Here is a 15,672-nt window from a genome sequence, read left to right on the forward strand (position 1 = left end):
GTATGCGCTTACTTTGCGCGGACATCAAGATGCTCAAAACAGACCATAAAAAAATTTCGGGAGGTTTGTTACGAATGAGTTCTTTAACGATGCAGATCACAAAAAGGCTGGAAACATTTTTACAGGGCACGAAGAAGCTTTATATTGACGGAAAATTTGTTCCGAGCGCTTCAGGATCAACATTTGTCACACCGAATCCGGCAACCGGGGAAACGCTGATGACGCTTTACGAGGCACAGTCAGAAGACATTGACAGTGCAGTGAAAGCGGCACGCAAAGCCTTTGATCACGGCGAATGGCGCACTATGCCGGCCGCTTCCAGAAGCAGGCTGATGTATAAGCTTGCCGATTTAATGGAAGAGCACAAAACGGAACTCGCGCAGCTTGAAACACTTGATAATGGAAAACCGATTAATGAAACGACGAATGGGGATATCCCGCTCGCAATTGAGCATATGCGTTATTATGCCGGGTGGTCTACAAAGATAACCGGACAAACGATTCCGGTCGCCGGCTCATATTTTAATTACACCCGCCATGAGCCTGTCGGCGTCGTGGGGCAGATCATCCCTTGGAACTTCCCGCTCCTTATGGCGATGTGGAAAATGGGCGCCGCCCTTGCCACAGGCTGCACAATCGTTTTGAAACCGGCGGAGCAGACACCGCTGACTGCCCTCTATTTAGCGGAATTAATAGATCAGGCGGGCTTCCCTGACGGCGTCATCAATATTGTCCCAGGGTTCGGCGAAACGGCCGGGGAAGCGCTGACCAACCATGACGATGTCGATAAACTCGCTTTTACCGGTTCTACACAAATCGGCAAAAAAATCATGGAAAAAGCCGCAAAAAAAATTAAACGCGTGACACTGGAGCTTGGCGGAAAGTCACCTAACATCATTTTGCCTGACGCCAATTTGAAGAAAGCCATTCCCGGCGCTTTAAACGGGGTCATGTTTAATCAGGGGCAGGTATGCTGTGCAGGCTCCCGTGTCTTCATTCACAAAGACAAATATGATGAGGTCGTCAGCGAAATGGTTTCATATGCGAAATCGCTTCAGCAAGGCGCCGGCCTTCACCAGGATACACAAATCGGCCCGCTCGTCAGTAAGGAACAGCATGAGCGCGTGCTTTCATATATTGAAAAAGGAAAAGCGGAAGGAGCCAAAGCTGTCGCGGGCGGCAGCTGCCCGTTTGAAGAAGGGTATTTTGTCTCCCCGACTGTATTTGCGGATGTGGATGACAGCATGACCATCGCAAAAGAAGAAATTTTCGGCCCGGTTTTAGCCGCCATTCCGTATGATACGGTAGATGAAGTGATTGAGCGGGCGAACCGCTCGGAATACGGCCTTGCAGCCGGACTTTGGACTGAGAATGTGAAAAACGCCCATTACATTGCTGACCGTCTCCAAGCCGGCACCGTTTGGGTCAACTGCTACAATGTTTTCGATGCGGCATCTCCTTTCGGCGGCTATAAGCAATCCGGCCTCGGGCGGGAAATGGGCTCTTACGCTCTGGATAATTATACAGAAGTGAAAAGCGTCTGGATCAATCTGGAAGATTAATCAAACAAGAAACTGCTGCCTGTCAGCAGTTTCTTTCTTTTGTCATGCCGCCTTTTACATATGAATATATATGCTTCTGAAGGAGTTGAGCGAGTGTGAGCACAATTCATGAAAACGTCAGAAGCCGCCAAAAGAAAACCATCTCCCTATTAAGAGAAACGCAAAATGCGGACGGCTCATGGTCATTTTGTTTTGAAGGACCGATTTTGACAAACGCCTTTCTGATCCTCCTCCTCACTTCTCTTGGAGACAATGATAAAGAACTGATCGCTGAGCTTGCAGAAGGCATTCGCGCTAAACAGCGCCCGGACGGAACTTTTGCCAACTATCCTGATGACCGGAAAGGAAATGTGACCGCCACTGTACAGGGCTATGCCGGCTTGCTGGCTTCCGGTTTATATAGCCGTTCTGAGGCGCATATGATTCAGGCCGAACGCTTTATCATCTCAAATGGCGGCTTGCGCAACGTACACTTCATGACAAAGTGGATGCTTGCGGCAAACGGCCTTTATCCATGGCCCGCGCTGCATCTGCCATTATCTTTCTTAGTCATTCCCCCATCCTTCCCGCTGCATTTTTACCAGTTCAGTACATACGCCCGTATTCATTTTGTACCGATGGCCGTGACACTTAACAAAAGATTTTCGCTGAAAAATCCCAACGTTCCGTCTCTCGCGCATTTAGATCGGCATATGACTAAAAATCCGTTTACATGGCTTCGTTCCGATCAGGATGAGAACAGAGACCTCTCTTCTCTTTTCGCGCACTGGAAGCGGCTTTTGCAGATTCCTGCCGCTTTTCACCAGCTCGGTCTGCGTACGGCCAAAACATATATGCTTCACCGGATTGAAGAAGACGGCACATTATACAGCTATGCGAGCGCCACTATTTTTATGGTGTACGGCCTGCTCGCTCTCGGTGTATCGCGCCACTCCCCCGTTATTAAAAAAGCGCTTGCCGGCACGAAAGCTTTGCTCACGTCTTGCGGCAATATACCGTACCTGGAAAATTCAACGTCGACCGTTTGGGATACGGCGCTTCTCAGCTATGCGCTTATGAAAAGCGGCATCCCAGATAACGATCAGATGATAACCAGCGCCGCCCGGTTTCTGCGTGAACGGCAGCAGACGAAAGTCGCTGATTGGGCCGTTCACAACCCGCATGCTGAACCGGGAGGATGGGGTTTTTCAAACATCAATACAAATAATCCTGATTGTGATGACACAGCCGCAGTGCTCAAAGCCATTCCGCGAAAACGTTATCCCGCCTCATGGGAACGCGGACTGAGCTGGCTTTTGTCCATGCAAAACAGTGACGGCGGCTTCTCTGCTTTTGAGAAAAATGTCAATCATCCGCTGGTCCGCCTGCTGCCGCTGGAATCGGCTGAGGAAGCTGCCATCGATCCTTCAACAAGCGACTTAACCGGACGGGTGCTGCACTGTTTAGGAGAAGCGGGGCTTTCTTCTGATCACCCTCAGATTGAAAAAGCCGTCCAATGGCTGATCCGCCATCAAGAAGAGGACGGATCGTGGTACGGCAGATGGGGTGTCTGCTATATTTACGGCACATGGGCGGCGCTGACAGGGATGAAGGCTTGCGGTGTGAGCCAAAACCACCCGGCCGTAAAAAAAGCGATCCGCTGGCTGAAGTCCATTCAAAACGAGGACGGAAGCTGGGGGGAATCCTGTAAAAGTGCAGAAGAGAAAACCTATGTTCCGCTTTCTTACGGGACGCTTATACAGACGGCTTGGGCGGCCGAAGCTTTGCTGCAATACGAAAAACCTCATCATCAAGCCGTCACAAAAGGCATATCTTTTCTTATTGAAAACCGGCATTACGAAGGAGCCGCTTTCAGCTATCCGACTGGAATCGGCCTGCCGAAACAGTTTTACATCAGATATCACAGCTACCCGTATGTGTTTTCTTTGCTTGCGCTCAGCACTTTTATGAAAATGAGTGAAAAGGAGGAAGAAAAATGAAACGGCACGCTTATCAAACCGAGATGCTGAATTGGTGTGAAACCTTGAAGGAACAAGTCATTCAACAAGGTCGGTTCGATCGCTTCGCGGCACAAATCGACCGGATTTTTCACACCCTTCAGGATGATGGATTAACGGAGGCGGAATGGTACGAACAGGCATCAGCACTTTACCGGGACATTACTGAACCCGAAGAGCCGGATGAGCGCAGAGCCTATGTGCCGATCGGCAAGCATGTCCTCCCTAAACTGCCTTACAGTTATTCCGCACTGGAACCGTATATTTCAAGAGAGATTATGAAACTCCACCATACCAAACACCATCAGAGCTATGTTGACGGTCTGAATAAAGCAGAACTGGAGCTCAAAAAAGCGAGACAGACGAAACAGTACGACTTAGTGGCACATTGGGAGCGGCAATTGGCGTTTCACGGCGCGGGCCATTATTTGCACAGTATTTTCTGGTTTTCGATGAATCCAAACGGAAAAAGACGGCCGACGGGTGCACTCTTTCAAATGATTGATGTGTCATTCGGAAGCTATTCCGCTTTTAAAGAGCAATTTTCTCAAGCGGCGAAAAAAGTCGAAGGAGTCGGCTGGGCTATCCTAGTCTGGGCGCCGCGCGCCGGGCGGCTGGAGATTTTGGCCGCTGAGAAGCATCAGCTCTACAGCCAGTGGGACGTCATTCCTTTGCTTCCGCTGGATGTGTGGGAACACGCTTATTATTTACAATATAAAAACGACCGCGCGGCTTACGTGGATCAATGGTGGAATGTCGTTGATTGGCGGGAGGCGGAGAAACGGTTCGAGCAAGCGCACCGCGTGATATGGCCGCTTTATTAAAAAAGCCCCCGTCTTGAACGGGGGCGTGCTTCTTTTGGTTTAAAAAATACCAAGCACGTGCAGAAAAACGATAATAATGGCTACAGGAGCCACATAACGGATTAATAGGAGCCAGACTGCAAACCATTTTCGTTTTATACCGGAACCGCTTTTCAGTTCGTCAAACAACATCTGTTTCGGAATTTTCAGCGGTACGAAAACGGCAATTAAAAGCGCGCCCAGCGGCATTAAGACATTGCTGACCAGAAAATCCGCAGCGTCAAAAATACTGCGGTGAAAAATAGAAACATCACTCAAAATTCCGTACGACAGCGCCGAAGGGACCCCGACAATAAATATAGCAAGTCCCCCGATCCATGCATACCGCTTCCGTTTTGCCGAATCGCCTTTTGACAAAACAGCAACTAAAATTTCAAGCATTGAAAAAGCCGATGTCAGCGTCGCAAATAAAAACAGCAGCAAAAAGGCGAGTAAAAACACGATGCCCAACGGCATTTGGTTAAAGACAGTCGGCAGCACGTTAAATAAAAGCTGCGGGCCTTGATCCGGCTTGAGGCCGAATGCAAACACCGCCGGAAAAATCGCCACTCCCGCCATCACAGCAACAAGGACATTTAATACCGTCACCGATACGGCGGATTGAACAATATTTTCTTCTTTTTCTAAATATGCGCTGTATGTAACCATTACGGACACTCCGACGCTTAACGAGAAAAATGATTGTCCCATCGCATATAAAATGGTATTGGCATCCATCGCGCCAAAATCAGGCATGAAGAAGAATTTTAATCCCTTCGCTGCATCATGCAGCGTAACGGAGCGGATCATTAAAAGAATAAACAGAATAAACAGAGCCGGCATCAGCACCTGGCTTACCTTTTCGATGCCGCTGCTCACCCCTTTTGCCACAACTAAAATCGTCAGCACGATAAACAGCAGCTGGCCGAAAACGGCTGCATAAGGGTTTGAAATGGTATCGATAAATAACGTATCAAATCCCGAAGAAAGCGATAAGCCGCCTGTAAAGCCTTTTATAATGTAGATTAATATCCATCCCCCCACTACGCTGTAGAAGGATAATAGAATAAAACACGTAATGATTCCGAGATATCCGATCCAGTGCCACTTTTTCCCCGGCGCGAGCGCCTTATAGGATTCAACGGCATTTTTTTGTGTTTTTCTGCCGATAATAAATTCAGCAAGCAAAAGCGGCAGTCCGATTAAAACAGTAAATAAAATAAAAACAAGCAGAAAAGCGCCGCCTCCGCTGGTTCCCGCTACGTAAGGGAACTTCCATATTGCGCCGAGCCCGATTGCAGAGCCGGCCGTAGCTAAAATAAATCCCAGCTTAGATGACCATTGATTAGCTTCTTTCACTTCAGCACTCCCAATTCATTTCAGTATAAAAATCAATTGTAAGAATATATGTCTGAATAGTCAAGAAGATGTTAGTTTACATAATAATTTTATTGAAAACTTATATTAAATATTGAATTATTCAGAAAATTATTTATAATGGAATACAGAAAAGTCAGTCATATTTTCTGACTGATTGATTGAATGTAAAAGGAGCTGTGTTTATGGAATGGCTGAAAAAAATAAGCGGGTTTGCGGGCCAAACCTTTGGCTTGTGGGTTATCGTCTTTGCCGGTTTAGGATTCGCCTGCCCTGATTTGTTTTCTTGGATCAGTTCTTATATGACGATTTTCCTTGGTATTATTATGTTTGGGATGGGGCTTACTCTTCAAGCAGACGATTTTAAAGAATTAATCAGAAAGCCTTGGCATGTCGTGATCGGAGTCGCTGCCCAGTTTACGATTATGCCGCTTACGGCTTTCTGTTTATCAATCGGGCTCCGCCTCCCCGCAGAAATCGCCGCGGGCGTCATTCTGGTCGGATGCTGTCCGGGCGGTACGGCATCAAACGTCATGACATTTTTGGCGAAAGGCAATACGGCGCTTTCTGTTGCGGTCACCACGATCTCAACATTGCTTGCTCCTATTGTAACGCCGGCACTTATTATGCTGTTTGCGAAAGAGTGGCTCCCCGTTTCTTTCGGCTCACTGTTTGTTTCCATAATGCAAGCCGTGCTTTTGCCGATCGTCCTCGGGGTGATTGTGAAGCTGTTCTTCAAAAAACAGGTCGGACAAGCCGTGCACGCGCTTCCTCTCGTGTCGGTAATCGGCATCGTAGCGATTGTATCCTCTGTCGTCAGCGTAAATCGTGAGCATCTGCTTCAATCAGGACTGCTGATTGTGTCTGTGGTCATCTTACATAACGGAATCGGATATTTGTTAGGATTCCTGACTGCAAAGCTGTTCAAAATGGATTATACTTCACAAAAAGCGATTGCGATCGAAGTCGGAATGCAAAACTCCGGACTGGGTGCAGCGCTTGCGACAGCGCATTTCTCCCCTTTGTCAGCCGTGCCGAGCGCAATTTTCAGCATATGGCACAATCTGTCGGGGTCTGTTCTTGCCACCTACTGGTCTAAGAAAAAAGAGAAAAACAGCACCGAAGAAGAAGAAACGGCAAAGATTCCGTTTTCATAACTGAACAAGGATAGGATAGGCTGGCCGCTCCTATCCTTTTTTATTCTGCAGATCACGAACCAGACGCAAAAGCGCTTTTTTCACATCCCCCTGAAATAGACCTCCATGATAACAAATCAATTGGCGGATATCGTAATCGAGCAGCCGCCGCACAGAACGGACCGCATCATCCATATGTAACGTATAGCTAGGATTAGCAAGGTTCAGCTTTCCGTCTTCAATGACGACCGCATCACCTGTAACCATAGTTTTTTCGGCAGGCAGATAAAGACTGATATGGCCGGGTGTATGACCCGGCGTGGCTACAACGCGAATGCCTCCGCACCAAGGCAGCAGCTCGCCGTCAGTAACTGTCCGGTGAACTGGAGCCGATTCGACTGATTGAAGCGAGCGGATGAACTGTTTTGCATAAGGCTTTGCATCCTCTGGCAATGAACAAAACGTTGATTCAGCCTGCTCAAGCCGTAAAGATTTTTTAGAGCCATCAATATACGGCGCTTCACGCTCATGTGCTGTCACGCTGACATCCGGATGCAAACGGTATAATGCAGCGAGTGAGCCGATATGGTCTATGTCGTGATGCGTTACAATAATTTTTGTCAATGAATGAAGCGACATTCCATGCCGGGCGGCAGCATGTTGAAGATGGTTTGTAAAACCGGGATATCCGCAGTCTATTAATATCGTGTCATGTTCGTCTTGCAGAAGAACCGGAGTGATAGAATGCAATTCTTCATTATATTCAAATTCGATCTCAAGCGGATAACAGCTTTTCATATAAATTCTCCCCTTCTCTCAATAAAAAAAGTACACTGCTTGTAAGGGCAGTGTACTTTTTGTCTGTCTCAAATTATCCTTCCAGCAACAGCTGTTCCGGATCTTCAAGCAGGTTTTTAATGGTGACAAGGAATCCGACCGCTTCTTTACCATCTACAATTCTGTGATCATATGATAAAGCGATGTACATCATCGGACGGTTTTCAGAGCGCTCCGCATCAATCGCTACTGGGCGCAGCTGAATTTTGTGCATACCTAAGATCCCAACCTGAGGGCTGTTTAGGATTGGTGTTGACATAAGCGATCCGAATGTACCTCCGTTTGTGATCGTGAAGGAGCCTCCTTGCAGCTCACCTAATGTTAATTTATTGTTTCGCGCTTTTTTCGCAAGTTCGCCGATCTCTCTTTCAATGCCGGCAAACGTCAGGCGGTCAGCGTCACGCACGACTGGGACGACAAGCCCTTCTTCAGCCGCGACAGCGATACCGATGTCATAGAATTTTTTCACGATCAGCTCATCGCCTTGAATTTCAGCGTTAAGGAGCGGGAATTTTTTCAATGCAGCCACGACGGCTTTTGTAAAGAACGACATGAAACCGAGTTTTACATCGTTTTGCTCAAGGAATTGGTCTTTACGGCGTTTTCTTAGATTCATAACGGCCGTCATGTCAACTTCGTTAAATGTAGTCAGCATCGCAGAAGTCTGCTGCACTTCAACCAATCGTTTCGCGATCGTCTGTCTGCGGCGGGACATTTTTTGCACTTCGACAGGTTTGTCAAAGCTTTGCTGTGTTTTTTGAGCCTGCTGTTTCGGCTGTGCCGCAGGTTTTGAAGCCGGTTTTTCATAAGCTTCCACATCTTGTTTGCGCACGCGGCCGAGCGGGTCCCCCGTCGGAATTTGTGATAGATCAATCCCTTTTTCCCTTGCCAGCTTGCGTGCAGCCGGAGACGCTATCGTTCTGGATTTCGCTTCTGATTGTGCTTCCTGGCTGACTTCTTGTGCAGCAGGTTCAGCTTTTGCTTCCTCTTTCGTTTGTTCATTGGCTGGAGCACTTTCTGAAGGGGCGGGTGCAGAACTTTCGCCAGCGCCTTCTGTAATGGTACCGATAATTTCTCCTACTTGGACGGTATCACCCGAATCTTTCAATACCTCTTTTAGAACACCCGATTCTTCTGCTGTCAATTCAACATTTACTTTGTCCGTCTCCAGTTCAAGCAAGTACTCACCCTGTTCTACATAATCACCGGGCTGCTTTAACCATTGGGCTATCGTTCCTTCTGAGATTGATTCTGCTAATTCAGGTACCTTAATTTCCGCCATTTTTTCATTTCCCCCTTAGTTTTTGCGAGTCAAGCTATCAGATACAATGCGTTCCTGTTCTTTTTTGTGGACTGTCGGATCTCCTTCTGCGGGACTGGATCGTCTTCTTCGGCCGATGTATTGGACATTTACTCCTTTTGGCGCGATTTCCGTCAGATACGGGCTGATATAACTCCATGCCCCCATGTTCTGCGGCTCTTCCTGAACCCAAACGATCTCTTGCAGGTTCGGCAGTTTGGCGAAAAGCTCCTTCGTATCTTTTGCCGGGAACGGATACAGCTGTTCGATTCTGGCAATATGAAGCCAATCCTTATCGCCTTCCATTTTGTTGAAGTGATCGCTGATATCAATTGACACTTTTCCGCTTGATAATACGACGCGAGTCACTTTTTCGTAAGCATGGGAAAGTCCGGACTGCTCATAGACAGGCTTGAATCGGCTTTCGCTCAGTTCCTGCACTTCAGATACCGTATTCGGGTTACGCAGCAGGCTCTTTGGCGTCATGATCACAAGCGGGCGGATTTCCTCACGAAGCAGCATTTTCGCTTGTCTTCTTAAAATGTGGAAATACTGAGCCGCACTTGTCAGGTTGGCCACCGTCCAGTTGTTTTCCGCCGCCAGCTGCAGGAACCGCTCGACGCGGCCGCTGGAGTGTTCAGGGCCCTGCCCTTCGTAACCGTGAGGCAGCAGCATGACCAGGCCTGATTTTTGTCCCCATTTTGCCCGTCCTGCAGATATGAATTGATCAAAATAGACTTGAGCCGCATTGGCAAAGTCCCCGTACTGCGCCTCCCACATCACAAGCGTTTCAGGCGAATACACGTTGTATCCATATTCAAAGCCGAGAACCGATCCTTCAGAGAGCGGGCTGTTATGCACCGTAAATGAAGCAGCGCAGTCGTCTAAGTGATGGAGGGCAACAAATTCTTCTCCTGTTTCGCTGTCATGCAGCACAAGGTTTCTTTGAGCGAACGTTCCGCGCTCTGAATCCTGTCCGGTCAGCCGGATCGGCGTGCCGTCTTTCAAAATGGAAGCAAACGCAAGCGATTCAGCCAATGACCATTCAACTTTACGGTCATCATCAAACGCTTTTGCACGTCTTTCCAGGATTCTTTTCAGCTTGCCGAACACGTTAAAAGATTCCGGCCAGTTGATAAGTTCGCCGTTCAGCTTGCGGAGAACATCAAAATCAATGGCTGTGTCAACGTCTGGAAAACCGTTGGACACCGGTTCCGGCAATTCAATTTCCCGTACGGCGTCTTCTTTTTTGGCGGGCACCTTTTTATAGGCGTCTTCAATACGTTTTGTCACTGCCGTTTCGATGTTTTGCGCTTTTTCCTCGCTGATCAGTCCTTCACTTACGAGTTTTTCCGCAAAGATCCGCTTGACAGTCGGGTGTTTTCTGACGGCGTCATACAGCATCGGCTGTGTCGTTGACGGCTCATCCATTTCATTGTGGCCGTACCGTCTGTACCCGATTAAATCGATTAAGAAATCTTTATTGAACCGCTTCCGGTATTCAACCGCAAATTTAACGGCTGACAGGCATGCTTCCGGATCATCCGCGTTGACGTGAACGATCGGGATTTCGTAGCCCTTCGCCAAATCACTGGCATATTTCGTGGACCGTGATTCATCGCTTTCTGTTGTAAAGCCGATCATATTATTGGCGATGATATGAATGGCCCCGCCGACCTGATAGCCTTTCAGAGAGCTTAAGTTCAGCGTCTCGGCGACAATGCCTTCTCCCGGAAACGCTGCGTCACCGTGAATTAAAATGGCGAGCGATTTTGTTTCGTCTTGAACCGGGTACCCCTTTTGCGTTCTTGTTTCCTGTGCCGCCCGCGTGCTTCCTTCCACAATCGGATTGATGAATTCCAAGTGGCTCGGGTTATTTGCAAGCGTAATCCGCGCGCTTTTGGTTTCAGCATCCTGAAGCTGTCTGTCTGCACCGAGGTGATATTTTACATCGCCCGTCCAGCCGTAGCTGATGCCGGTCGATCCTTCAGACGGCACAAGGTCTTTATTCGGCGCGTGCTGGAATTCCGAGAAAATAATCTCATACGGTTTGCCGAGCACATGCGCAAGCACATTTAAACGGCCTCTGTGCGCCATCCCGATATTGACATTGGTTGTGCCCGCTTTCACAGACTGGGCGATAATGTCGTCAAGAACCGGCACAAGCGCGTCTAATCCCTCAATTGAGAAACGCTTCTGACCGACGAATGTCCGGTGTAAAAATTGTTCAAATCCTTCTACTTCCGTCAGTCTTTCTAAAACGGCTGACAGTTTTTCCGGTGAATTTTTCCGGAACAGTTCTCCGGATTCGACCATTTTTGTAATCCATGCGCGCTCTTCGAAATCATGCACATGGTCAAACTCGAAGGAGATGGTTCTTTTATAGGTATTGCGTAAATGCTGGATGGCTTCTAAGCCGTTTGTTATATTGGCAGGTGCGTCTTTACAGATGACAGACGCGGGTATTGCTTTCATTTCTTCTTCTGTAAGCCCGTACTCGGATAACGGAAAGAGCTCGCTCTTTTTCGGATCCTTTCTGAGCGGATTGACGGAAGCGTTCAGATGGCCATAGGTTCGAATATCTTCTGCAAGTTTAACTGCTGCTGCGATCTTTTGAATCAGATCTGCGGTGACGCGTCCCTGTTCCTTTGTTCCCGATGCCTCTTTTATTTGGCTTGGCGGAGCGCCGAGTTCGTCAAACATGTCTTTCAGATCCGGATCAATGCTGTCTGGATCTTCAGCATATTGGTCGTACAGCTCCAGTGCGTAGCCGAGGTTCGGTCCGTAAAAATCTTCCCAATTCATTCTTTGTTTCATATTATTTTGAAACATTTGAATATTACCCCCAACCTAGATAATCAAGTGATCAATTCACTATCTTGAAATAACTTTTGAACGCTGTGCCCAAAATTATGTAATAAAAACGCTTCCAAGGATATTTTACCACTGATTGCGTTTGGATTCTACCTTGATTGTTCACAAAATAGTAAAAAAAACAGATCAATACCGAAAAAATTAAATCATTTTAAAATAAAAAGCGAAAAAGCATAGGAAAAAGCCTATCCTATGCTTTTATGAAGCAGTTTTTTCAAGAGCGGATACAGCACATCGGGCAGCTGATCGACATCCGGAACAAAAATACTGTACTTTCCGTACATATCCTGAATGGTTTTCATCTGTGATTCTTCTATCGCAGTATTGGACAGAAAAACATTTATGACTTCTATCCCTTTTTTTCTCGCTTCGATGACAGCCTCGCTCGTATCGACGATGCCGTTTTGTTCGTATCCGAATGCTGCCGGCTCTCCGTCTGAAAACACGATTAAAAATTTTTGCGCCTCACTCCGCCGCATCAGCTGTTTCGTCATTTGTCTGATGGCGTATCCGTCTCTGTTATCTTCTTCAGGCGCAAGTTGCATGATCAGCGGACCCGCCGCCTGCAGCAGCGACTCTTCAAACGGAATGACGGTATTGAAGAAATTCGGCTGGCTCGTTTCGGTCGCTTCGTTCGTATCCTCCCAAAATCCGACGATCTGATGCGGTACGGACACTGATTTCAAGGCTTCATGAAAAAGAACGATCCCTCTTTTTGTTTCATCCATTTTGTCGAACATGCTGGCCGAACAATCGACAAGCAATGTAAAAACGGCGTCAATGTCTGAAGATGGGTCCTGCTTTTTATAGAAAAGGCGCGGGTTCCGCTCCGTAAAATAACGGATCAGTTTGCGATTCAGCCGGCCTGCGTGAAGGTCGGTCCGCGGGAGCGTTTTTTTGTGCTCAAGTGTTTTTTGTATCATCTGCTTCAGGCGTTTTTGATATGATTCTATCGTTTTTGCCTGTTCTTTATAAGACTGCTCCTCTTCAGGAGACGCTTTATGAGGCGTTTGATAAACCGGGAAGGCAAATTTATTTTCTTTTCCGTCAGCCAGCCCCGTGCCCTCATGTTCATCCTGAATGGATTCAAGCGCTTCCAGTTTGGAGTAATCCTCTCTTTTCGTCTGACGTGCGGAACCTTGAACGGAGCCGAGCGCCTGGTCACCGTCATCGCCTTCTCTGGCCGCGTCTTTCCCAAGATCTGATTTCGCGCCGTGCTCAATATCAAATTGAAGGAAACTTTTTGCCGGCGCTTCGGTTTCCCGGTGCCACGTATTCATTTTCTCTTCAAGGATTTCTTCATCTCCGTCGGAAGACTCAGGGAGCGTGAGATCGTCACTTAACGAAGGCGCTTTTTTTACACTTTCGAATAAAGGCTCTTCAGCCGCTTTTTCGTAATCAAGTTCCGGCAGAAAAAAGTACGTGTTCAGCATATCTTTCTCGAGCACTTCATCAAGGCCTTCCATGAGGTCTTCCGTTATTCTTGCGATTTGTTCCGTAGAATCCGCCTCATACACCCGGATGAGCTGACGTTCAATATACGGTATCATCATATCAATATGTTCATGCATGGAAGGAATGCCTTCAAGCGGAGACTCAGCCGTCAGCTTGACAAACATCGCGCAATACAAAGCGTCGGTGAAAATGCTCCGTTCTAAATTCAATGTCAGCTGCGTCGTGAAATATTTCCTGTACATCTCCCTCCGCTTCTGAAAAACACGTTTCGTTCCCGGCCGTTCTTTTTTGATCAGCTCTTCAATTCTGATATCCTCAAGCAGCATAAACAGCTGCTTGGCAAAGCTTTGGCGGGTAAAGTGCCGGTGAACGTCATTTAAAAACCCCGCAAATTCCCGAAATGAGCTGCTGCGTGTTCCGACAGCGCGCAAATAGACATCGCTTTTCAGGCCGGCTTCCATATCCCCGGCTGAGCGGTCTTTCCAAAAGTGGCTCATGTAAATTTTCTTTTCAAAGGGATTGTAGTAAGACTGCACGCCGTATTCCACTTCAACTTCACTGCTTCTGGTCAGTGTTTTGGCCAGATCAGTCAGCATCATGAACAAAAACGAATCAATCGTGCTGTCGTTAAATTTGATAAACTTCATTGTATGTCCCTCATTCGAACAGCGTTTCTGCAATATTTCTGACAGCGGCTTTTTCCCTGTCGTCGTCAAGTTTTTCTACGATGCCTCTTTCAATCGCCCGTTTCGGCGGGATGTACGCAGCCAAGTCGCACGTATCAATGAGAGCCCTGATGGACGCCGCTTCTTCTGACACTTGTCCGTTATGCGCTTGTGCGATTAAATCAGAAGACAGCGTCATAAAGCGTTCAATTAATTTCTCATCTTTTAAGACAGACTGAGAGGTCAGCACCTGTTTCAGGAGGCTTCCTTTAATATACGGAACATCAATGATGACAAAACGGTTTTTAAGGGCTTCGTTCAGCGGAACGGTGCCGACGTAGCCTTCATTAATCGCGGCGATAACACCGAATCCTTCGCTTGCCTTAATCACTTCTCCTGTAAAGGGATTTGTCATCATTTTTCTGTAATCAAGCACGCCGTTTAGAATCGGAAGGGTTTCAGGCTTTGCCATATTGATTTCGTCAATGTATAAAAAATGTCCCTCGTTCATTGCGGTTGTTACAGGTCCGGGAACGAATTCAATTGTCGCCTGTCCCTGTTCATTTTCAATCGTTTTATAGCCGACAAGCGCTTCTGCATCAAGGTCTACGGAGCAGTTGACGCTGTGCATCGGTTTATGAAAATAGTTCGAAAGCGTTTCCGCCAATTTTGTTTTCCCTGAGCCCGTCGGTCCTTTTAATAAGATATTTTTTCCCATTGTCAAAGCGATGACGGCATCGAATACAATCGCTTTATCTTCGGCCTCATAGCCTGATGATCCGATTAAATCCCGGAATTCTTGGGAAACGGGATGATTTTGATAAGCCTGCAGTTTGTTTTGTATATCTTCCGGAAGTGATAGGTGCTGTAATTCTGAAGTCATAGGTGATGTTTCCTTTCCATTTGTATTCCATAACCGAGTATACTAAAAAAGCCCTTGTATACTCAATACAAAAGGGCTCATTCCCTGCGGGCGCTTTTTGTCAGGGGAGCGCAGGCGATTCTGGCTCCGGAATTTCCGCTTGGGTTTGTTAAATAATCGTCCGTATGTTCATGAATGACGAACGCACTTCCGTCCCGGTCGAGCAGGCTGAGTCTGCTCCCTTCTTTTAATGAAGTTTGCGGCGCGTTCATAATGACATCCACTTTACCGTCAGCCCCCACTTCAAGATTGGGGAGATCCCCGGCGTGATGACCCATCGGATTGTTGAAGCCGTGTTCTTTGTTCAAAGGGTTGAACGGTCCCCCGGCTGATTCGAAATCAGGTGCCTGACAAGTCCCTTTTTCATAAATATGAAATCCGAGAGAAGTGCCGGGCGGCAGATGCCCCGCTGATATATGAATGTCTGACCCTTCATCATCAGATTCCCTCACTTCGATATATCCGATCGTTTTTCCGTTTTGATTGATGAGTCCGGCATGCTCACGGTATGCAGATGCTTCCAATGCGCGGCTTTCCTCATGTTTTTTGGGCGGAACGGGAGCGGGTCTCCCCCCGCAGCCGCAAAGCGTAATTGATGCGAGCATGAGAAAAAGCAAGAGACGATGCATGCTTCCTCCCCCTTGTTTTTTTACCCATCAGTCTTGTCAAAACGTGAAAATGGTAAACAAAAAAAAGCCCCGAAAG

General features: G+C 47.4%; 11 protein-coding genes. 4 read left to right on the forward strand and 7 right to left on the reverse strand.

The window, feature by feature from the left end:
* Window positions 1–74 precede the first annotated feature (74 nt).
* The 3 genes from NYE50_RS11620 to NYE50_RS11630 all read left to right on the forward strand — a co-directional run bounded on the left by NYE50_RS11620 (window position 75) and on the right by NYE50_RS11630 (window position 4,383).
* On the forward strand, window positions 75–1,562 hold the full coding sequence (locus NYE50_RS11620; RefSeq protein ID WP_099721961.1) for an aldehyde dehydrogenase family protein: 1,488 nt from the start codon (window positions 75–77) through the stop codon (window positions 1,560–1,562).
* Window positions 1,563–1,657: 95 nt separating this feature from the next.
* Entirely contained in the window at window positions 1,658–3,541 is a 1,884-nt protein-coding gene (locus tag NYE50_RS11625; RefSeq protein ID WP_224988108.1) for a terpene cyclase/mutase family protein, read from the forward strand.
* Window positions 3,538–4,383, forward strand: a complete 846-nt coding sequence (locus NYE50_RS11630; RefSeq protein WP_007611962.1) for a superoxide dismutase — start codon at window positions 3,538–3,540, stop codon at window positions 4,381–4,383. The genes NYE50_RS11625 and NYE50_RS11630 overlap by 4 nt, the downstream gene beginning before the upstream one ends.
* Before the next feature lie 39 nt (window positions 4,384–4,422).
* Here NYE50_RS11630 and NYE50_RS11635 read toward each other — a convergent pair whose 3' ends face one another.
* Window positions 4,423–5,760 carry a sodium-dependent transporter gene (locus NYE50_RS11635; protein WP_007407975.1) on the reverse strand — a complete coding sequence of 446 codons (1,338 nt, stop codon included), beginning with the start codon at window positions 5,758–5,760 and terminating at the stop codon, window positions 4,423–4,425.
* 203 nt (window positions 5,761–5,963) lie between these two features.
* Between NYE50_RS11635 and NYE50_RS11640 the strand changes: the two genes are divergently transcribed.
* The gene (locus tag NYE50_RS11640) at window positions 5,964–6,935 is read left to right on the forward strand and encodes a bile acid:sodium symporter family transporter (RefSeq protein ID WP_029974244.1); all 972 of its coding nucleotides are present in this window, start codon (window positions 5,964–5,966) and stop codon (window positions 6,933–6,935) included.
* A 30-nt stretch (window positions 6,936–6,965) separates the two neighbouring features.
* On the opposite strand, the gene NYE50_RS11645 is transcribed toward NYE50_RS11640, so the two are convergent.
* The 6 genes from NYE50_RS11645 to NYE50_RS11670 form a co-directional block, all read right to left on the reverse strand.
* Window positions 6,966–7,712, reverse strand: coding sequence for an MBL fold metallo-hydrolase (locus NYE50_RS11645; protein WP_159354262.1), 747 nt, complete (start codon window positions 7,710–7,712; stop codon window positions 6,966–6,968).
* Window positions 7,713–7,785: 73 nt separating this feature from the next.
* A complete protein-coding gene (gene odhB, locus NYE50_RS11650) occupies window positions 7,786–9,033 on the reverse strand; it encodes a 2-oxoglutarate dehydrogenase complex dihydrolipoyllysine-residue succinyltransferase (protein WP_014418119.1) in 1,248 nt (415 codons plus the stop codon).
* 15 nt (window positions 9,034–9,048) lie between these two features.
* Window positions 9,049–11,883, reverse strand: coding sequence for a 2-oxoglutarate dehydrogenase E1 component (gene sucA / locus NYE50_RS11655; RefSeq protein ID WP_022553224.1), 2,835 nt, complete (start codon window positions 11,881–11,883; stop codon window positions 9,049–9,051).
* 227 nt (window positions 11,884–12,110) lie between these two features.
* Window positions 12,111–14,027: a vWA domain-containing protein gene (locus NYE50_RS11660; RefSeq protein ID WP_014418121.1), complete on the reverse strand. Its 1,917-nt coding sequence runs from the start codon at window positions 14,025–14,027 to the stop codon at window positions 12,111–12,113.
* 10 nt (window positions 14,028–14,037) lie between these two features.
* On the reverse strand, window positions 14,038–14,928 hold the full coding sequence (locus NYE50_RS11665) for an AAA family ATPase (protein ID WP_003153758.1): 891 nt from the start codon (window positions 14,926–14,928) through the stop codon (window positions 14,038–14,040).
* Between the two features lie 77 nt (window positions 14,929–15,005).
* Window positions 15,006–15,596: a superoxide dismutase family protein gene (locus tag NYE50_RS11670; protein ID WP_029974251.1), complete on the reverse strand. Its 591-nt coding sequence runs from the start codon at window positions 15,594–15,596 to the stop codon at window positions 15,006–15,008.
* Window positions 15,597–15,672: the final 76 nt, after the last annotated feature.

Source organism: Bacillus sp. EU55 (genome assembly GCF_038005925.1).
GTDB lineage: Bacteria > Bacillota > Bacilli > Bacillales > Bacillaceae > Bacillus > Bacillus velezensis.